14 protein-coding genes and 1 pseudogene are annotated in these 19,853 nt (G+C 68.6%); 11 read left to right on the forward strand and 4 right to left on the reverse strand.

What is annotated here, in order from left to right:
* Positions 1-49: 49 nt before the first annotated feature.
* Both AC1DR7_RS00405 and AC1DR7_RS00410 read left to right on the forward strand, forming a co-directional pair.
* The gene (locus AC1DR7_RS00405) at positions 50-1,837 is read left to right on the forward strand and encodes an FAD-binding oxidoreductase (protein ID WP_457319222.1); all 1,788 of its coding nucleotides are present in this window, start codon (positions 50-52) and stop codon (positions 1,835-1,837) included.
* Positions 1,838-1,989: 152 nt separating this feature from the next.
* On the forward strand, positions 1,990-3,876 hold the full coding sequence (locus AC1DR7_RS00410) for a DUF885 domain-containing protein (RefSeq protein ID WP_478052555.1): 1,887 nt from the start codon (positions 1,990-1,992) through the stop codon (positions 3,874-3,876).
* 23 nt (positions 3,877-3,899) lie between these two features.
* Here the strand turns inward: AC1DR7_RS00410 and AC1DR7_RS00415 are convergent, their stop codons facing one another.
* Positions 3,900-4,445 carry a DUF4136 domain-containing protein gene (locus AC1DR7_RS00415; RefSeq protein WP_478076354.1) on the reverse strand — a complete coding sequence of 182 codons (546 nt, stop codon included), beginning with the start codon at positions 4,443-4,445 and terminating at the stop codon, positions 3,900-3,902.
* Between the two features lie 136 nt (positions 4,446-4,581).
* Here AC1DR7_RS00415 and AC1DR7_RS00420 point away from each other — a divergent pair, with 136 nt between their 5' ends.
* Together AC1DR7_RS00420 and AC1DR7_RS00425 are read left to right on the forward strand one after the other, a co-directional pair.
* A complete protein-coding gene (locus AC1DR7_RS00420; protein WP_457320076.1) occupies positions 4,582-4,977 on the forward strand; it encodes an OsmC family protein in 396 nt (131 codons plus the stop codon).
* 196 nt (positions 4,978-5,173) lie between these two features.
* Positions 5,174-5,689, forward strand: a complete 516-nt coding sequence (locus AC1DR7_RS00425; RefSeq protein WP_457320082.1) for a fasciclin domain-containing protein — start codon at positions 5,174-5,176, stop codon at positions 5,687-5,689.
* Between the two features lie 196 nt (positions 5,690-5,885).
* On the opposite strand, the pseudogene AC1DR7_RS00430 reads toward AC1DR7_RS00425, so the two are convergent.
* The 3 genes and pseudogenes from AC1DR7_RS00430 to AC1DR7_RS00440 form a co-directional block, all read right to left on the reverse strand.
* Positions 5,886-6,746, reverse strand: a pseudogene (locus tag AC1DR7_RS00430) (outer membrane protein assembly factor BamE).
* Between the two features lie 96 nt (positions 6,747-6,842).
* Positions 6,843-11,426, reverse strand: coding sequence for a YadA-like family protein (locus tag AC1DR7_RS00435; RefSeq protein WP_478052556.1), 4,584 nt, complete (start codon positions 11,424-11,426; stop codon positions 6,843-6,845).
* A gap of 226 nt (positions 11,427-11,652) precedes the next feature.
* A complete protein-coding gene (locus tag AC1DR7_RS00440) occupies positions 11,653-12,642 on the reverse strand; it encodes a helix-turn-helix domain-containing protein (RefSeq protein ID WP_256774218.1) in 990 nt (329 codons plus the stop codon).
* 786 nt (positions 12,643-13,428) lie between these two features.
* Between AC1DR7_RS00440 and AC1DR7_RS00445 the strand changes: the two genes are divergently transcribed.
* From AC1DR7_RS00445 to AC1DR7_RS00475, 7 genes are all read left to right on the forward strand, one after another.
* Positions 13,429-13,629 (forward strand): Flp family type IVb pilin, encoded by a 201-nt coding sequence (locus AC1DR7_RS00445; protein WP_256774217.1) that lies wholly within the window; start codon positions 13,429-13,431, stop codon positions 13,627-13,629.
* 110 nt (positions 13,630-13,739) lie between these two features.
* Complete coding sequence (locus AC1DR7_RS00450) at positions 13,740-14,285, forward strand: A24 family peptidase (RefSeq protein ID WP_256774216.1); 546 nt, start codon at positions 13,740-13,742, stop codon at positions 14,283-14,285.
* Positions 14,282-14,770: a TadE/TadG family type IV pilus assembly protein gene (locus tag AC1DR7_RS00455; RefSeq protein WP_256774215.1), complete on the forward strand. Its 489-nt coding sequence runs from the start codon at positions 14,282-14,284 to the stop codon at positions 14,768-14,770. Before AC1DR7_RS00450 ends, AC1DR7_RS00455 begins: the two co-directional genes overlap by 4 nt.
* Before the next feature lie 28 nt (positions 14,771-14,798).
* Positions 14,799-15,833, forward strand: coding sequence for a Flp pilus assembly protein CpaB (gene cpaB, locus AC1DR7_RS00460; RefSeq protein WP_256774214.1), 1,035 nt, complete (start codon positions 14,799-14,801; stop codon positions 15,831-15,833).
* 18 nt (positions 15,834-15,851) lie between these two features.
* Positions 15,852-17,204, forward strand: coding sequence for a type II and III secretion system protein family protein (locus AC1DR7_RS00465; RefSeq protein ID WP_478050984.1), 1,353 nt, complete (start codon positions 15,852-15,854; stop codon positions 17,202-17,204).
* Positions 17,205-17,228: 24 nt separating this feature from the next.
* Positions 17,229-18,515 carry a CpaE/TadZ family protein gene (locus tag AC1DR7_RS00470; protein ID WP_478050983.1) on the forward strand — a complete coding sequence of 429 codons (1,287 nt, stop codon included), beginning with the start codon at positions 17,229-17,231 and terminating at the stop codon, positions 18,513-18,515.
* Positions 18,500-19,852, forward strand: a complete 1,353-nt coding sequence (locus tag AC1DR7_RS00475; protein WP_256774212.1) for a TadA family conjugal transfer-associated ATPase — start codon at positions 18,500-18,502, stop codon at positions 19,850-19,852. The genes AC1DR7_RS00470 and AC1DR7_RS00475 overlap by 16 nt, the downstream gene beginning before the upstream one ends.
* The last annotated feature ends 1 nt before the right edge of the window (position 19,853 follow it).

The raw sequence follows: 19,853 nt of genomic DNA on the forward strand, positions 1-19,853 counted from the left end.
CGCACAGTGGCTGCCATCGCCACTGGCCACGACCGAAGGAATGCCCCCGATGAAACGACGCGACTGCCTCAAGGCCAGCCTGGCCCTTCCCTTGTTGCCGCTGGTGCTGAAAGCCGCTGCCGCGCCGGCCAACGCATGGGCCCGGGCGCGTCCCGGCGGCGTGGGCTGGCCGGCCGCCACCGATTGGGAGCAGCTGTCGCGCGCCGTCGGCGGGCGGCTGTCGGTGCCGCAGTCGCCGTTCCTCGGCGATGCGGCCACCCGTGCCGAGGGCATGGCGCAGATCCAGAATCCGTTCTACATCGGCGACCAGCCCGGGCTGACCCAGACCAGCGGCTACTTCGGGGCGTGGCGTTCGGTCCCCAGCGCGCAGATGGTGGCCGCCCGCGACAGTGCCGACGTTGCCGCCGCGGTCAACTTCGCGCGGCGGCACCGGCTGCGGCTGGTGGTCAAGGGCGGTGGCCACAGCTACCACGGCACCTCCTGCGCGCCGGATTCGCTGCTGGTCTGGACCCGGGCGATGAAGCAGGTGCAGCTGCATGATGCCTTCGTGCCGCAGGGCGCGCGGCCGGGCACTGCGCCCCAGCCGGCGGTGAGCGTAGGCGCCGGGGCGATGTGGATCGATGCCTACGATGCGGTCACCACCCAAGGCGGGCGCTACGTGCAGGGCGGTGGCTGCACCTCGGTGGGGGTCACCGGCCTGGTCACCGGCGGTGGCTTCGGCAGTTTCTCCAAGGCGTTCGGAACGGCCGCCGCCAGCCTGCTGGAGGCGGAGGTGGTGACCGCCGACGGCGAGGTCCGGGTGGTCAACGCCGACCACGAACCGGAGCTGTTCTGGGCGTTGAAGGGCGGCTGCGCGGCCAGCTTCGGCATCGTCACCCGCATGACCCTCAAAACCCATGCGCTGCCGCGCACCTTCGGCGGGATCTCGCTCAAAGTGCAGGCCGGCACCGAAACGGCATGGCGCGCGTTGGCCGCGCAGGTGCTGCGGTTCTACCGCGACGCCCTGTGCAATCCGCACTGGGGGGAGCAGATTACCTTCGGCGGCGAGCGCGTGCTGTCCATCTCGATGGTGTTCCAGGGGCTGGACCGCGAGACGGCCGAAGCAACCTGGCAGCCGCTGCTGGCGTGGATCCAGGCACGTGCGGACTACACCGTCAGAGAGCCGCTGCAGGCACTGGCAATGCCGGCGCGGGATTTCTGGAATGCCGATTTCTTCCGCCAGCACGCACCGCAGATCATCGCCGAAGACACCCGCGACGGCGCGCCGCCCACGCACATGCTGTGGAAGGGCGACCAGGGCCAGGTGGGCTGGTTCCTGCACGGCTACGCCTCGGCATGGCTGCCCTCGGCATTGCTTGGCGAGGACCGCATAGAGAACGCCGCCGACGCGCTTTGCGCAGCGGCCGAACATATGGACGTGGGCCTGCACTGCAACAAGGGCCTGTTCGGCGCACCGGCCGATGCCCTCGCCGCCAGCGCTGCCACCGCCACCCATCCGGCGGTGCTGGATGCCTTCGCACTGGCGCTGATCGGCAACGCCGGCGGCCCGGTGTACCCCGGCTGCGGCGGGGCGGTGAACGCGCCGGAGGCGCGCCATGGCGCGCTACGGGTGAGCCGCGCCTATACAGCCTTGAGCGCGGTGGCGCCGCAGGCGCCTACCTATGTGTCCGAGTGTGACTACTTCCAGAAAGACTGGCAGCAGGCGTTCTGGGGGCCACACTACCCGCGCCTGCTGGCAGCCAAGCGCCGTTACGATCCGGACGGCCTGTTCGTGATCCATCACGGCGTGGACAGCGAGGCATGGAGCAGCGATGGTTTCGAGCGACGCGCGGGTTGACGGTGCCGATAAAGCGCGCATGTATGGCGGGGCGGGTCGTAGCACGGCAATGTGCGCCCGCCCGCCCCGGCGACCGCGTGACCCGTCGCAGATGCGCGGCCTGCGCGCCTGGCGTAGCCTGCGCGCACACCGCCCGCCACCGGAGATAGCTCGTGTTTGCGCACAAGCCTGCCACCCTGCCCCTGCTGCTGTCCGTCGCCCTGGCCTCACCTCTCACGTTGACCGTGCCGGCCGCGCAGGCACAGGCCCCCGCCATTGCCGGTACACCTGCTGCCGTTTCCTTCAATGGCCTGCTCGATGCACAGACCATGGCCGCCATCAATGCCGATCCGGAACTGCGCACGATGCTGGGCATCAGCGGCGACGGTGCCGACTTCTCCAGCCAGCTCACCGATGTGTCGCTGGCCCAGCGTGAGGTCAACCGGCGCTTCCTGGCCGACAACCTCGCCGCGATCAAGGACTGGCACGGCGCCCCACTGGATCCGCAGCAACAGCTCAGCGACGGCCTGGCGCGCTGGTTCTACCAGGCGCAGATCGACCTGATGGCGGTGCCGTGGGCGGCCGCGTGGCTGCCGGTGGGCGGCAGCACCTACGCGGTGGACCAGTTGTTCAGCCTGCCGGTGAACCTGCCGCAGTTCATGGACAACCAGCACGCGGTCACCGACGAGGCCAGCGCCCGCAGCTACATCGCGCGGCTGCAGGCGATGGGCCCCAAGCTGGACCAGGTGCGCGCCAACGTGGACATGCAGGCCGCGCAGGGCGTGGTGCCGCCGGAGGTGGCGCTGCAGGGCGCGGCCGAGCAGTTCCGCACGCTGCTGGCGCCCGCGCCCAAGGACAGCCTGTGGGTGCAGTCGCTGCAACGCAAACTGGAGAAAGTGGCGGCAATCGCACCGGCGCGGCGTGCCGAACTGCTCGCGCAGGCCAGCATGGCCGTGCAGACCTCGGTGAACCCCGGCTACCAGCGTCTGCTGGCCGATGTGCAGGCGCTGCAGGCCAGGCACCTGGGCAACAAGGGCGTGTGGGCGCTGCCACAGGGCAAGGCCTACTACGATGCGGCGCTGCGCTGGTACACCAGCACCGACCTGGACGCCGATGCGATCCACCAGATCGGCCTGGATGAAGTGGCGCGCGTGGAAAAGGCGATGGATGCGCGGCTTACCCAGCTCGGCCTGCGCGAGGGCAGCGTGGCCGCGCGCGTGCAGCAGCTGCGCGACGATCCGCGTTACCGGTACGCCGACAGCGATGCCGGCCGCAGGGAACTGCTGGGCGACATCGAGCAGCGGCTGCGTGACCTGGACCCGATCCTGCCGCGCTGGTTCGGCCATCTGCCGCCGCAGAAGCTGGTGGTACAGCCGGTGCCGACGCACATGCAGAAGACCTCGCCGGGCGGCTACTACTACCCACCGGCGATGGACGGCTCGCGGCCGGGCACGTTCTTCATCAACCTGGGCGACATCGACTCCAACACGCGCTGGAGCATCCCTACCCTCACCTACCACGAGGGCGCGCCGGGCCATCACTTCCAGATTTCGATCGGGCAGACGCTGACCGACCTGCCGCTGCTGCGCCGCAGCCTCAATCCCAGCGCCTTCAGCGAGGGCTGGGCGCTGTATGCCGAGCAGCTGATGGCCGAGACCGGGATCTACAAGGATGACCCGGCCGGCGACCTGGGCCGCCTGCAGGCGGAAATGTTCCGCTCGGTGCGGCTGGTGGTGGATACCGGCCTGCACCGCAAGCGCTGGACGCCCGAACAGGCGGCCACCTACCTGCAGGACAAGACCGGCATGACGCCCGGCGATGTACGCGTGGAGATCAACCGTTACCTGGTCCAGCCGGGCCAGGCCTCGTCCTACAAGATGGGCCAGCTGCGGCTACTTGCGCTGCGCGAGAAAGCGCGTACGCAACTCGGCGACCGCTTCGACATCCGCGCCTTCCACGATCTGATCCTCGGCAACGGCGCGATGCCGATGACCGTGGTGGCGCAGGCGGTGGATGCCTGGATCGCCGCCGGTGGCGGCGATCCCAAACGGGCGCCGTAGTCCGGCGGCCGACCACCGCGCCGTCATCGACGCGGGGCCGTCGCCCCTGGCGGATAGGCGGCAAAGAGTTTGTCCAGGCCGGTTTCGATCGCCGCGTTGACCTTCGCCGGCGAAGTGGGCACGGTGCCGCTGGCGGTGCCGCGCCACACCGCCTGCTGGGTGCGGGTATCGAACATGTCTACCACCAGCGTGCCTACCTGATAGGTGCGCACGGTGGTGGTCGCATTGCCCATGCCGCCGCCCCAGCCCCCGCGCCAGCCCCAACCGCCCATGCCACTGCCGGTGTAGAACGTGTCCAACGTCTGCCGCTGCGTCGTCATGATGTGCGCGGCGAGGGCGATGTCACCGCCCTGCGGTGTTTCGCGCAGGCCCTTGGCCTGCAGACGGGCATTGATGCCCGCCACCACGCGCTGCTGCACCAGCGGTGAGCTGGCCTGGGGCTTGATCGCCCACGAGTAGGTTGTGTAGGAGGCKAAGGTAGCGGCACTGTCGTAGTCGGTGTTGACCGTCGGCGTGGAGGCGCAGGCGACCAGTGAACTGGCCAGGACGGCAATGGCGAACGCTTTCATGACGCAGGCTCCTTGGTGAAAAGGATACGGTTCACACCGGTCGCAACGGCCTGACGATGCGAGCAGGGCCGTGATGGCATCGTGAGCCGTGCTCATGCCATCCTGCGCCTCTCACCGCTCCCGGCAGGCATCCCGCATGGCACAGGTCCAGATCGTTACCGACGGCAGCAACTACCGCCACCGCATCCACAGTGGTGCCCATGAGCTGATCGCCGATGAGCCGGCCACGCTCGGCGGCCAGGGCGCCGGCATGGCGCCATTCGATCTGTACCTGGCGGCGCTGTCGGCGTGCACCGCGATCACCCTGCGCATGTATGCGGAAAAGAAAGGCTGGGTGCTGGGCGAGTTCCGCGCCGAGCTGTCGTCCGCGCGCGATGCGGCCGGCAAGCTGGTGGTGCATCGCATCCTGCATGCCAGCGCGACACTCAGTGATGCGCAGTGGCAGCGCCTGCTGGAGGTGGTCGAAAAGACCCCGGTGACCCTGGTGATGCGCGAAGGCGCCACCATCACCAGCGCACGTGGTGAGGGCTGAAGCGCCCTCACCTGCCCGTCACACAAAAAAGAATGTGCGTGGCACTGCATCCGGTGCGTCGCTCCCCGCGTAGATACCGATGCGTCACTTGGACGCCACTGTCGGGAAGAAGCACATGAAATCCTCGTTCACCGGTCTGCTCCTGCTTGCCTGCCTTTCCACCGCCACCGCCCCGCTCGCGTTCGCGCAGGCGCCGATGGCCAAGCCCGCTACCACGATGGCCACCAAATCCGCCAACCCGATGGTCGGTGGTGCGGCGATGTACGCCAACAAGGACATCATCGACAACGCCGTCAATTCCAAGGACCACACCACGCTGGTCGCCGCAGTGAAGGCCGCTGGACTGGTGGAAACACTGAAGGGCCCGGGCCCGTTCACCGTGTTCGCCCCGACCAACGCTGCCTTCGCCGCACTGCCCAAGGGCACCGTCGACGGCCTGCTCAAGCCGGACATGAAGGCCGACCTGACCAAGGTGCTCACCTATCACGTCGTGCCGGGCAACGTGGACAGCACCGCGCTTCTGGCCAAGATCAAGCAAGGCGGCGGCAAGGCGTCGTTGACCACCGTGCAGGGTGAAGCGTTGACCGCTCGCCAGGTCGGCAAGGGCATCACCGTCACCGACAGCAAGGGCAACACCGCGCACGTCACCATCGCCGATGTGCGTCAGAGCAACGGCGTGATCCACGTGATCGACAAGGTGCTGATGCCGTAACCGTCACGCAACGGCACGGGGGCTCGGGCAGGTTCATCCAGAGGGTGACCTGGCCCGCCGCCCCAGTGCGATGACGGGGGAGACATCCCGCGGGGGCGACGAGCCAGGTCAAAAGCCGCTCCGATCGATGCGGACCAACCGCATCCATCCGGAGCCAGACGGGGGGAGGACGCGCGGCCACCGGCCGCGCAACGGCTCAGCGGGGCTGCACCAGACCAGAAATTTCCACACGGCGATTCGGTGCCAGGCAGGCGATCACCGCCTGGCGGTCGCCCTGCATGCACTGCACCAATGGGTCGGACTTGCCGCGTCCTTCGGCAATGATCGCCGCAGCGGGCACCCCGCCCTGCACCAGCGCATCGCGAACCGCATCTGCACGCCGTTGCGACAGCAGCAGGTTTTAGCTGTCGCTGCCAATGCGATCGGTGTAGCCCAGCACCTGGATGGTCCGGGTCTGGCTGGCGCTGCGCACCTGCTGCAGCAATCCTTCCACGCTACGCCGACCCACATCGGTCAGCACCGCACTATCAAAACCGAACAACGCATCGGCCGATAGCCGCACCGGCTCGGCCGACATCGGTGCCGGACGCGGCGGCGGCGGGGGTTCCGGCGGTTGCAGCAGCGCCGCGCAGGCCTGCGGCTTCCAGTAGCCGGCCTGGGCGATGCCCTTGCTGTCGAAGTGCACCTGGAACTGGCAGGTGAAGTAGTCCCCACCTGGTGTGCTGCGGAAGTTGAACAGATAGTTCCACTCGCGCACGCCCCACATTCCTTCGCCGAAATGCGGCGTGCCCAACAGCGTGTGGAGCTGGCGCTTGCTCATCCCGCGCGCGAACAGGCGCAGGTTGTCCAGGTCGACAAATAGGCCTTCCTTGAGCGTGGCGCGCCCCGGATCGGGGAAGGCCACCTCGCCGTCCTGCGTGCCGGGCATCGTCTCGGCGCTGAGCACCTGCTTGTGCTTGCCGCCGCTGGCGCAGGCGCTGAACAGCAGCACCGCCAGGCACAACCACAGCGACCGCAGCAACGGCGCCGGGTCATGGGTGTTGGATGCTGCGGACATGGATTCCCCCTTGTGCGCGGAGCCGCGCTGGAATCCCCGGCGCCGCCGACGGCGGTCACCGGGAACGATCACTGCAGAGTGCTCGCGATTCCGGCATCACCACTGGATGCCGGCGCCGACCGAGACACCGCCTTCGCCGCGGCTGTTGGTGGTACCGGCCACCTTGTAGATCCACCGACCGCCTTCGGACACTCCCGAGATGCCCACCGCCACGCCCGATTCGCCGTTGTAGCTGCCGGCGGCGACCGCGGCCATGCTGCGGCCGGCTTCATAGGGCTGCGGCAACCCGGCCACCGCCATCGCGGCGGCAACGCCGGCCGAGGCACGGTCATCGGTGCGGCGCAGGTTGCGGTCGAACGAATCGAAGCGCTCGTCGGTATAGGCCTTGGACCAGTCCAGGCTCTGGTTCATCCCCGCACGCAGCTGGTCCACGTTGACCGCATCGGTGCCGGCGGTACCGGCAGCGACGTTGCGCACGGTGGTGGGCCCGGTGCTGGTGCTGCCCAGGGTGACGCTGTTGAGGTTGGTGGCGCCGTTGACGGTGGTGTCGTAGCGGATCGTGCCCTGCTGCGAGGCCTGCAGCTGGCGCACGTTGACCGCGTCGGTGGCGGCGCTGCCATCGCCGACGTGGGTGATCTGGCGCTCGGCACCGGCGCTGCCGACCGAGACCGTGTTGTCACGATCGGCCACCGATCCCGCGCCCAGCGCCACCGTGTTGCTGGCCTGCGCGCTGGCACCATTGCCCAATGCGGTGCTGTTGGCCCCGGCGGCGGTCGAGCCGACGCCACCGGCGGCCGCGTTGGCACCGGTCGCCGCCGGCGCGGCCAGGTTGTTGCTGTTGTTGACCTGGAACATGCCCGAGGTGCCGTTGTTGATGTTGTTGATCTGCGTGTCGGTGTAGGCCTTGGACTGGTCGATGGCGTAGGTCACGCCGTTCTGCAGCTGGCCGACGTTGACCGCGTCGTAGCGGTCAGAGCCATCGGCCACGTGGGTCACCTTGCGTTCGCCACCGGTGCTGCCCACCGCCACTTCACCTGCCGAGTTGCTGCCACCGGCCGCGCCATACGCAGCGGTGTAGCCGCTCTGCGCGCCCACGCTGGCCATCGAGCCGGCGCCCAGCGCGACGCTGTTGTCGGCACTGGCGCTGGCGCCATCGCCGATGGCGGTGCTGCCACTGCCGCTGGCCGAGGCCACCGGACCGATGGCGACGCTGTTGGCGCCGGTCGCGCTGGCAGCGGTCTTGGTCGAGTTGACCTGCACGAACGGGTTGGCCGCGCCCGGCTGGATCTGGCTGATGCGGGTGTTGAGGCTGACCAGCGAATCGTCGACGGCGGCAAAGGCAACAGTGACGTTGCTGTAGTCGTTGCTCAGCACGCTGCCATCGGTGGCGATGGAGGAGATGCTGAAGGTCGGCGCGGTCCACAGGTTGGTGGCGGGATCGAAGCTGGTGGTGCCGCCGAAGTAGCCGATGATCGCGTTGTTGGTCTGGAACAGCTGGTTGCCGGTCACCGCATCGCGGCTGCCGGCCAGCACGTTGCCGTCGGCCAGGTTGGTCAGCGCCACCGCCGCACCGCCGCCGGTGCCGGTCAGGGTGACCGTGTCGGTGGCGTTGCCGGCGCCATCGACGTCGTATTTCACCGCCAGCTTGTCCACCGCGTCGGTCTGGTCGGCGACATTGGCCAGCGACTGGCTGACCGCGTCGAAGGCCGTACCCACATCGCTATAGTCACCCGCCGTCACCTGGCCCGTGCTGGACACCGCGTTGATCGTGTAGGTGGGCGCGCTGAGCACGCCGTTGACGTCCACCGCCGCGCCGCCGCCCAGATGCGTGGCCAACGCCTGGCTGGCATTGAACAGCTGCGCGCCGTTGATGGCCTCGGTGCTTACTGCAGTCACCGCACCGGCGCTGAGATTGCCCAGACGGGTGGTGCCGGTGCCATTGCCGAGCGTGGCACTGGCGTAATTGACGCTGCCGTCGGGGTTTTCGTCATAGCGCAGTGCGCCCTGCTCGGATGCCTGCAACTGGCCCATGTTGGCCGCGTCGGTGGCCAGCGTACCGGCGGCGACATTCACCACCTGGCGCTCACTGCCCACCGCGCCCACGGACACCGTACCGACGCGGTCGGCCACGGCACCGGCACCGACGGCGATGGCGTTGGCGGCCGTCGCCGAGGCGCCCGTCCCCACCGCGATGCTGTCCAGCCCGGCCGCAGCTGCGGCCAGCCCGATCGAATTGACCTTGAGGTACTTGCTGCCGACCCCGTTGCGGATATCGGTGATCTGGCTGTTGAGGTTGACCAGCGAACCGTCCACCGCCGAGAACGCGTCGGTGGCGTTGTCGTACACGCCCTGGGCGATCGCGCCGCCGTTGGACACGGTGGTGATCGCAAAGCTCGGCGCGGTCCAGGCGCCGGTGGCCGGGTCGAACGCGGTCAGCCCGCCGAAGTAGTCGACGATCGCCTGGTTGCTGGAGAACAGCTGCGCGCCGTTGACCGCTTCGGTACTGGCCACCCCGATCGCGCCCGGGGCCAGGTTGCCCAGCGTGGTGGTCCCGGTGCCGCCGCCGAGCGTGATGCGGCGGTAGTTGGCGCCACCGGCGCCGTCGTCGTCGTAGGTCACCGCGAAGCCGTCCAGCGCATCGATCTGGTTGATCGCACCCTGCAACTGGCCGACGTTGACCGCGTCGGTGGCCAGGCTGCCGGCCGCCACGTTGGTGATCTGGCGCTCGCCCCCGGCAAAACCGACCGAGACTTCGCCTGCGGAGATCTGCGGCGTGTTCAGGCCATACGCGCTGTAACTGGCCTGCGCGCCGCGGTTGGCCACCGTGCGGTAGCCCAGTGCCACGCTGTTGGCCTGGGTGGAGGTCGCCTCCGCGCCCAGCAGCACCTGACCGTTGGCCGTGCCCTTGGCGCTGTCGCCGACCACCACCGAGTGGCCCATACGCGCGGCGTAGTCGGCGGTGGGCACGCCGGTGGGGTCGTTCGGATCGTTCTGCCCCGCCCCGGGGAAGGCCACGTTGGCATCCACCTGCGCCAGCTCGTGGCGCGCATTCGCACCGATCACCACTTCGCGCGAGCCATTGGCATAAGCGCCGTCGCCGACCAGCACCTGGTAATCCTGCGCGGCGTTGACCGCCCAGCAATCGATGCTGGCCACCAGCAGGTCCACGCACTTGTTGGACCAGCCCGGCGCCTGGTCGGGCAGCAACAGGCCGAGCAGGCCGTTGGGATTGCCGTTGTTGATGTTGTAGATGTAGCTGTCGGAGGTGACACCGCCGATCAGGGTCAGGTGCGAGCTGCCACCGGTGGCGGCGCCGCCCAGCCCGTTCAGCAGCGTGCCGGCTGGGGTCAGGTTCACCACCGGCAGACCCAGTACGTTGGTCACCGAATAGGTCTGCATGACATTGGCGCTGTTGACGGCCAGGTTGCCGTTGCGCACGTAGCCATCGCCACCAAGCAGGCCCTGCGCGGTGGGGCCGACCAGCTTGGACAGCGAGCCCACCAGGCCGCCGGTGCCGATGATCAGCCCGGCATTGGGATCGGCCGGTGCCGGTGCCTTGGGATGCCCCGGCGGCAGCGAGGTCGGCGCCGGGAAGATCACCCCGCCTACGCCGCCGACGATGTTGCCGACCGTGTTGCCCACGCCACCGACCACATTGCCGACGGTATTGCTGACACCGCCGACGACGTTGCCGAGCGTGTCGGTGACCCCGCCCACGACATTGCCCACCGTGTTGCCGACGCCGCCGAGCAGGTCGCCCACCCCGCCGAGGAGACCGCCGGAGGCTGCGGTCGGCGACAGCGTCAACGCGCTGGTCTGCATCAGGCCCGCGTTGGCATCCACCAGTTTCTGGTTGCGGTCGGCATCGACCACCGCATGCGCCAGCGCATCCACCTTCACGCCACCGGCAACGCCGGTCACCAGGGTCGCGTTGACCGCGTCGTCCACGCCAGCGCTGACGGTTTCGCGGGCGCCGATCGCCACGCTCGTGTCCACGTGCGCCTTGCCATCGACCTGCGCGGCCAGCGCATGACCCGTGCCGGCGTCGACCGTCGCGGCCGCACCAGCGCTCGCTGCGTCCTCCAGCTTCAGCGTGTCCACGGTAGCGCTCGTGGTCAGTGTCGACTTGGCCTGCACCGACGGCTTCGGCGCCACCGCCACCGCCGCATGGACGCCGTTGTCGAGCTTCAGGACCGGCGTGCCGCCGACCGAAACCCCCAGCGCGGTCGCGGCGGTCGCCGTCGCGCCCGGCACGGCGACCTGCCGCGGCAGTGCCGCCTGCACGCTGCTGCCAACCTGCACACCCAACAACGCGTTCGCCCCACCGGCGGCCTTGCCGAGTCCCAGGTTCAGATTGACATTGGCATCGGCGCTGAGCGCGGGGGAGCTGTCGCGGGTACGCACCACCGCTGCCAGCGCGGTGTCCGCATCCACCTTGACCGGCAGCGGCGCGTATTTGGCCGTCAGGGCATCCAGGTCGCTGCGGGTCTGGCTTTCACTGGCCAGTGCCGTGCCGCTGCACAGGGCCAGTGCCAGGCCCATCGACAGCAGGGAGAGCGGGACCTTCAGATGCACCACGACGGGGCCGGCCACCAGGCTGCCGCGTGAGGTGGCCACTTCGGAGACGACCACCAGGGCATTCAGCCGGTGGCTCCAGACCAGTCGAAAAATACGGTTCATCAGGTATTCCCCCGTGTACGGACGATGTGGACTGCATCAGCCATGCCTTGCGGCACTTGGATGTCATTACAGTCGCCACGTCATCGGCGGGGCACTTCATTCCGGCAGCACATGCGTGCGTTCCGGCAAGACAAGAACGATAACCGGCAGCGGCATGCGCAATTCCGGCAGATTGCCGGAAACGTGCATGGCGGGCGGCGGCAGCGCAGGCAAAGGGGTGAAACGATCAGGCGGGGCTACCGATCTGGGCCGGCGCACGCATCAGCGTGTCGCGCGGCAGCTCGCCGAACACGCGCCGATAGTTGTCGGCAAACCGCGACAGATCCCACAGGCCACAGCTGAGCGCCACCGCCTTGACCGACTTGCGGCTCGAGTCTGCCATCGACAACCCACGGCAGGCCGCGCACAGGCGCAGCATCGACAGATAGCGGTTTGGCGAGGTGCCGAACAAGTCCTCGAAAGCGTAGCGCAGGGCGCGCTCACTGACGCCTGCGGCGTCGCAGATTTCATGCATGTAGATATAGCGACGCAGGTTGAGCCGCATGAAATTCTCGGCGCGCTGCGCGATCAGGTAATGCGCACGGCGGGCGCGCGTATTGGATGGCCGGTCCTCGCTGCCGGCGCCCAGCAGTGCATGGATGTGCGCGTGCAACACCGATTCCACCGCATCGGCAGGCAGCAGCCCGCCCGGTTGGGCCAGGTGTTCGTGCAGGTCGGCATAGCGCTGCGGCAGCGCCGACCCGCCAGGTGCGCAATCCACGTTGAACAGCGACAGCGCCTGCCCCGACGGCAACGTGTTGCGCAGGCTGAGTTCGGTCAGCTTGCGCTGCACGCGCTGCATCGGCGCCAGCAGCAGGCTCAGATGCGTACCCGCGCTAAGCGTGAACTCGCTGATGCCCTCCGGCAGCACGGTGACGGCCATGCCAGCACTGAGTGGGATGCCGTGGCACCAGCTTTGACCTTCCTCGGTGGCGTGGATGAAGCCCAGCAGGCACCAGTCCTGCGGCAGCATGAAGCGCCCACGGAAATGGAAGCCGCACTGCGCGGTGCAGAACAGGGCCTCGTCGTGCACGCGCGAATGCAGGCTCGCGCGCGGACCGTTGCCGTCCAGCAGGACCATCTCCAGGTCGCAGACGCGCAGCACGCCGCTCAGCGTGGCCAGGTCATAAGGCCTGAGCGCGCCGTCGCCGTTGTCGTCCACTACACCATCTACCATGACAGTGATGCCCCCTTGCGCCTGGATGCGCGCGACGCCGGTCAAACCGGCTGCGCCCGTTTCGTCCTGAATGTCCTCGGCCAATGCCCTGCATAAACCCGCCACCGGCCGCCAGCGCGGCAACGGGAAACAATGAAATGTCCTTCCTGCATATTGCGCGCGGGTCGACGCCCGATTATCGATGCGCATTTTCGGCAAGTATGCATGAACTCGCCGGAAGGTAAACCCACCGCCGCAGCGGGCTCTGCGCGTGAAGAAAACGCCTTGAAACAGCTTGGAACGGTCTAAACTACGCGCCAGAAATCCCTCATCACCCCCTCATCACGCTATAAACACACCTCTTTCACTTTATAAACATTAAATGTTGGTCAACGCCCACGCATGGATAAAGGGCGAGCCGCAGCGGTTAAAGTCGAACGCATCGCTGCCTATGATTGAATTGAATACTGTTGATCGCGCCGGACTTTCCGGCAGGCACGCATCCCGGCAGTTCCATGGCGGAAACCGGGTATGCACGACAGGGGGAAGCAATGCAGACGCTCAGGGATGTGACGCTGTTCCCAAATCAACATGCGCTGGCGAAGACGCCGCGCGGTGCGACGCTGCCTGCTCCGCCCTTCCCGCACATGGCCTGCCTGGCAATGCCCAAGTAGGCCTGCGGCCGCAGGCGCGGCCGCTTCCTGCGCACGGAGCGCGCAGGCCACAGGATGGATCCGGCGGAGCCGGAGATCCCCCATCCATACGCAGGCAGTCCCATTGATTGACCGGAACAGGGAGTAGACCGTCATGAAAGCCTCCATCCGCAGTTTCCTCGCCGAAGAAGACGGCGTCACCGCGCTCGAATACGGCATCCTCGCCGCCGTGATCGCCGGCGTCCTGGTGGTCGCCGCGAAGACCGGCCTCAGCGATATGTTCACCTCGCTGTTCGCCAAGCTCAAAACACTGGTTGAAAGCGCCGGCGGTGGCAGCGCCCCGTCGACCGGCTGATCGGCGCCGCGCTCCCGCAAGCACTGCGACTGCAGGCTGTGCGCCTGCGGCGATGCCAACGGTTTACCGCTGTTCCCCGGTTCGATGCGCTATCACGGAGGACCCATCGGATGTCACTGCTGCCCGTCCTGGCCCTGCTGCTGAGTGCACAGGTCGCGATCAGCGACCTGTATGCGCGGCGCGTGTCCAACCGCTGGCTGTCGTGCGTCGGCGCGACCGCACTGGGATGGCTGCTGTGGACATGGGGCAGCGGCGCGGGCACGTTCCCAGGCACGCATCTGGCCGGCCTGGTGGTGGGTCTGGCAGCGCTGCTGCCGTTCTACCTGCTGGGCTGGATGGGCGCCGGCGACGTGAAGTACTTCGCCGTACTTGGCCTGCTGCTGGGCGCCCCGGCGCTGCTGCCGATCTGGGTGATCAGCAGCCTGATGGCCGGTGCGCATGCGTTGTGCGTGCTCCTCGCGCCCGGCCTGCGCGCCACGCTGCCGTTGCGTGCGCAATGGCTGCATGCACGCGCACAGCAGCACTGGCAGGCGCGCCCGACGGCTCGCCGCATCCACGCCTCGCGACAGGGCCGGGTCGGCATTCCGTACGCGGCCTACCTTGCCTTCACCACGCTGGGCTTCATCGCCTGGAGCACCTACGGAGCAGGCCCATGAGCCGCCATACCCTCCATCGCACCGACCGCGCGCGACAGCGCGGCGTGGTCACCATCGAATTCGCCTTCATGCTGATCCTGGGCCTGGTGCCGTTGCTGATGCTCACCTACACCGGGGTGATGATCATGGCCGCCCAGCAGACCCTGGCCCTGGCCTCGGCCGAAGGCGCGCGCGCCTCGCTGCGCTATGCCAGCACCAGCGAGCGCCGGGTCGCCGCCTGTCAGGCCGCACAGCGCTCGATGCAGTGGCTGTTGAATTTCGCCGGCCAACCGGCCAACTGCAGTACCGCCGGCGCGCCGCCGATCGTGGTCTCCGCACCGGCGCCCTGCGCAGGGCTGGCCAGTGCGCAGTGTATCCAGGTGTCGGTGAGCTACGACTACAGCAGCAAACCCTTCCTGCCCGGCACCGGCCGCGTCTACGGCTGGCTGATCACCCAGCCGATCCGCAGTACTGCGGTGGCCCAGCTCGACCTGGGCACGCCGTGATGCGACGCGCCCCTTGCCCGGAGTCTGCATGCTCAAGTTGACCCGCATCGCCGCTGTCGCATTGATCGCGCTGGCGCTGGTGCTGGCGCTGGTGGCGTTTCTGGTCAGCCGGCGTCCGGCGCAGAGCGTGGCCGCGCCAGCGCCCCAGGTGGATGGCCAGCCGCAGCACTGGCCGGTGGTGGAAGCCGCTACCCGCCTGCCCGCCGGCCGCCCGATCGCCGCATCGGACCTGCGCATCGGCGCGGCCCCGCAGGCACCGGTCGGTGGCTACGCAAACATCGCCGACGCCTCCGGCGCGGTGCCGGTGCGTGATATCGCCGCCGGCACCGCCTTGAACAGCGCGCTGATGGCGCAGGGTTATGCCCTCCGGCTCAATCCGGGTGAGCGCGCGCTGGCGGTGCCGGTGGACGAACTGGTCGCCGCCGGCAACCGCATCCTGCCCGGTGACTATGTCGATGTGTTCCTCAACCTGCGCGCGCCGCCGGGCATGAACACCGACGGCCAGGCGCAGGCACGGCTGCTGCTGTCGCGGCTGCGCGTGCTCAGCTACGGCGCCGCCGACAGCGCGCCTGGCCAGCCCAGCACCGCGGCCAACGACGCCGCACCGGGCGCCAACGACAGCCGCGCACAGGACATCCAGGGAGCGTCCGCGTCCAGTGGCAGCAACAGCGGCAACAGCACCAACGCGCCCATCCGCAGCGCGGTGCTGGCCGTGCCGGTGGCCGAGGCCAACCGCCTGTTGCTGGGTGCGCAGCAGGGCCGGTTGTTCCTGGCACTGCGCAATCCGGCCGATGTCGGCCAGCCCGACCAGAGCCTGTTCGCCCAGCCCGGCGGCGTACTCGACGCGCGACGCGAGCTCAGCCCGGAACAACGCCTGGCGCTGCAGTCGCCGGAGAACGATGCCTACGCCGGCATCGACAGCGACGCGTTGGCCGGCCGCGCGACGCACGCCGCGCGCGCGCCGATGCCGGTCCGTGCCAGCGCACCGCGGGCCACCCCGCGCCTGGATCGCGGTGTCGAAATCATCCGCGGCGATGTTTCCTCCCACAGCCGCTCGCCCTGAGCCCGACCGAGAGACTCCATGACGCCCTGCAATGCCCGTCTGTACCGCACCTCACGTCATTGGCCGGCGCGCCTGCTGCTGGCGCTGCTGCTGGGCACCTGCCCGGTGCTGGGCATGGCCAACGCCGATGTGGTCCTGCAGACGCGCGAGCAACGGCCGTGGACGCTGCCGGCCGATCTGGAGCGGGTGGCCATCGCCGATCCCAGCGTGGCCGACGTGGTGATGCTGAGCGGCAAGCGCCAGGCGCTGCTGGTGGGCAAGGCGCCAGGCACCACCACCCTGCTGGTGTGGCGCCGCCAGCAGAGCGAGCCGCAACGGATGCAGATCGATGTGCGCAGCGCGGTCCAGGGGGCGCTGCCGCCGTCGCAAGACCTGCAGCTCACGCTGCAGGATGGCCAGGGTCTGCTGCAAGGGAGTGCGGCAGACCTGCTGGACCATGAGCAGACCCGCAAGGCCGCCAGCATGGCGTTGGGCAAGGACGGCCAGCTCGCCGATGCGTCCACGATTGCCAGTGGCGGTGTGGTCCAGGTGGAGGTCAAGGTGGTGGAGTTCAACAAGTCGGTGCTGCGGCAGATCGGGATGAGCTTTGCCAACCGCAACAATGGCTTCTTCTATGGCATCACCCGGCCCGGCGGCACCCTGCCCGGCGTCGCCCCGGTCGGCACCGACCCCGACGTGCCGGTGGTCAACAACCCGCTGTCCTCTGCGTTCGGGCTGGTGTTCAAGTCGCTCACCCATGGCTGGGATGCCAACATCGACCTGCTGCAGAGCAACGGCATGGCGCGCGTGCTGGCCGAACCCACCTTGGTCGCCCTGTCCGGTCAGAGCGCCAGCTTCCTGGCCGGTGGCGAGCTGCCGATCCTGGAACCCCAGGGTCTGGGCACCACCACCGTCACCTTCAGGCCGTTCGGCATCGGCCTGACCGTCACCCCGACCGTGCTCGGTCCGAACCGGATCGCGCTGAAGGTCGCCCCGGAAGCCAGCGACCTCAATTACGCTGCGGGTGTCTCCTACAACGGTGTGCAGATCCCCTCCATCACCACCCGTCGCGCCGACACCACCGTGGAACTGGGCGATGGTGAGACCTTCGTGATCGGTGGACTGGTCAGCAACACCGTCAGCTCCAACGTCGACAAGATTCCGCTGCTGGGCGACCTGCCGATCATCGGCGCGTTCTTCCGCAGCCTGAGCTACAAACGCGAGGAGAAGGAACTGGTGATCATCGTCACCCCGCGCCTGGTGCAACCGCTGGCCCGCGACACCGTGGTACCGCTGCCGGGGGACCGCGAAGCCAAGCCGAACCTGCCGGTGTGGGGTGCCTGGCTGCTCAGCCCGGCCTCGTCCGACCAGCTGCCCGGCTTCTCGCGCTGAGCCGATGCCAGGAGCCCGCCCCGCATGTCCTCCGCCTCGATCCCGCTGTTGCACCCGATGGCGCCGCCGATGACCCTGGTGCTGGTCGCCCCCAACCGTGACCTGCTGGCAGCGCTCGGCGCCAAGCTGCCGGTCGGCACCCGCGTGGAGTGGGAAGACAGCCGCGGCTCGACGCTCGCGCTGGATGTGTATCGGCGCAACGGCACCTGCATCGTGCTGCTGGATTTCCGCCGCGAACAGGCGGCCGCAACCACCGATCTGACCCGGCATCTGCAACGCACGCTGCCCGATCTGTCACTGGTGGCGGTTGGCTCCACCGCCCCGGACCAGCTGGATGGCGTAGTGGCCGCGCTGCGCGCAGGCGTGCGCGACATCCTCGACCTGGAGGCGTCCACCGCCGACATCGATGCCGTCTTGCGCCGCGCCGGCGGCAGCGCGCCGGTCCGCAGCGTGGCGCCCGAACCGGCGCACAAGGCGCGGCTGGTGCTGGTGCTGGGTGTACGCGCCGGCGTGGGCAGCAGCACCCTGGCCGCCCATGTGGGCGTGCTGGCGCAACAGCTCGGCCATCCCGGCGCCACGTCCAGTACCGACCCCGATCCGTCGCAGCACGACAACAGCCTGCTGCTGCTCGACCTGGGCCAGCCGGCGGGCGACGCGGCGCTGTACCTCAATCTGGACAGCCAGTTCCATTACGACGATGCGCTGCGCAACGCCAACCGCATCGACGCCACCCTCGCCCGCACCGCGATGACCCGACATCCGGGTGGGCTGGCGTTGCTCGGTCAACCGGCCGGCAGCGATACCGGCCCCATCGCCGATCCCGCCGTGCTGGTGCAGCGCCTGCGCGGCGTGTTCGACACGGTGCTGTGCGATCTTGGCGGCGCACCCGTGCGACAGATCCCGCGCTCGCTGCTCAACAGCGCCGATGACATCTGGCTCGTCGCCGACCAGGCGATCGGCACACTGGTGTCGCTGGACCTGGCGCTCAAGCAGCTCGAAGCGCTGGGCGCGCGCGATGGTCGCCTGCACCTGGTGATCAACCGCCACGACGAAGCCGGCGGGCTGGCACCGGCGCAGATCGCAGAACGCTTCGGCGTGCCGCTGCTGGCCACCCTGCCCGACTGCCACCGCCTGCGCAGCAGCGCCAACCACGGCCACCTGCTCCTTCAGGATGCGCCGCGCGATCCTTACCTGCGTGCCCTCACCCCCCTGCTGGCGCGACTGGACCCGGCCGTTGCCGACGCCCTGCCGCGCGGGTGGCGGGAAAAACTCGTCCTCCGCCTGAGTGGTCTCCCATGGAAGACAAAGTGACCCCGTTCGCCCCCCTGCATGCRCGCGCCGAGGCCATCGCCCCGGTGGACACGGCGCCGCCCCCGTTCGCGCAGTCCGACGAGTACCAGAAAGTGCTCGTCGCCGCGCATGAGCACCTGCTCAACAGCATCGAGGACGAGCGCATCGACATCGATGCGTGGGCCCCGGACACCGTGGCGCGCTACGTGCACACCCAGACCGCGATCTTCGTGCAGGAGTGGCGCATCCCGGTCAACGAGGCCGAGATGGAGGTGGTGGCCGGCGCACTGGTCAAGGAATTGACCGGCTTCGGTCCGCTCGACGACCTGCTGCATGACCCGAGCATCGAAGACATCCTGATCAACGGCTACAAGGACATCCATGTCTCCCAGGGCGGGCGCCTGGTACGCGCCACCCAGCGCTTCAGCGATGACAGCCACCTGCTGCGCATCCTGCGCCGCATCCTCGCCCCGCTGGGGCGGCGGCTGGACGAATCCAACCCGATGGTCGATGCGCGCCTGCCCAACGGCGGCCGCCTCAACGCGATCATCTCCCCGCTCGCGGTGGATGGCCCGATGGTGTCCATCCGCAAGTTCCGCAAGGATCCGTTCACTCCCGACGAACTGCTGCGCATGGGCACCTTCGACCGCCCGATGCAGGCGCTGCTGCACGCGATGGTGCTGGGCCGCTGCAACATCCTGGTCTCCGGCGGCACCAGTTCGGGCAAGACCTCGCTGCTCAACGCATTGGCCAGCTACGTACCGGGCGACGAGCGCGTAATCACCGTCGAGGACACCGCCGAACTCTCGCTCAACCACCCGCACGTGGTGCGCCTGGAAAGCCGTATCGGCGGTGCCGATGGCCAGGGGGCGGTGAGCATCCGCGACCTGGTCCGCAACAGCCTGCGCATGCGCCCGGACCGGATCGTGGTCGGCGAAGTGCGTGGGGCCGAAGTGCTGGAAATGCTGCAGGCGATGAACACCGGCCACGACGGTTCGATGGCCACCATCCACGCCAACTCCCCGCGCGACTGCCTGTACCGCATCGAGATGCTGGCCGGCTTCGCCGGTTTCCAGGGCAGCGAGGACAGCCTGCGCCGGCAGATTGCCAGCGCCATCGATTTCATCGTGCAGATCTCCCGCCTCGGCAGCGGTAGACGCGTGCTGGTGTCGATCACGGAAATCACCGGCGTCAGCGACAACCTGATCAGCACCCAGGAAATGTTCCGCCACGAAATCCAGCTCGACGCCGACGGCAAGGAACACGACCGCTGGGTCGGGCTGGGCTTCCATCCGCATTCGCACAAGCTCGAGCCGTTCCGGCGCCAGTTGCGCGAAGCACTGGACGGAGCTTACTGAG

It is taken from the genome of Stenotrophomonas sp. P5_A9, from assembly GCF_056400525.1.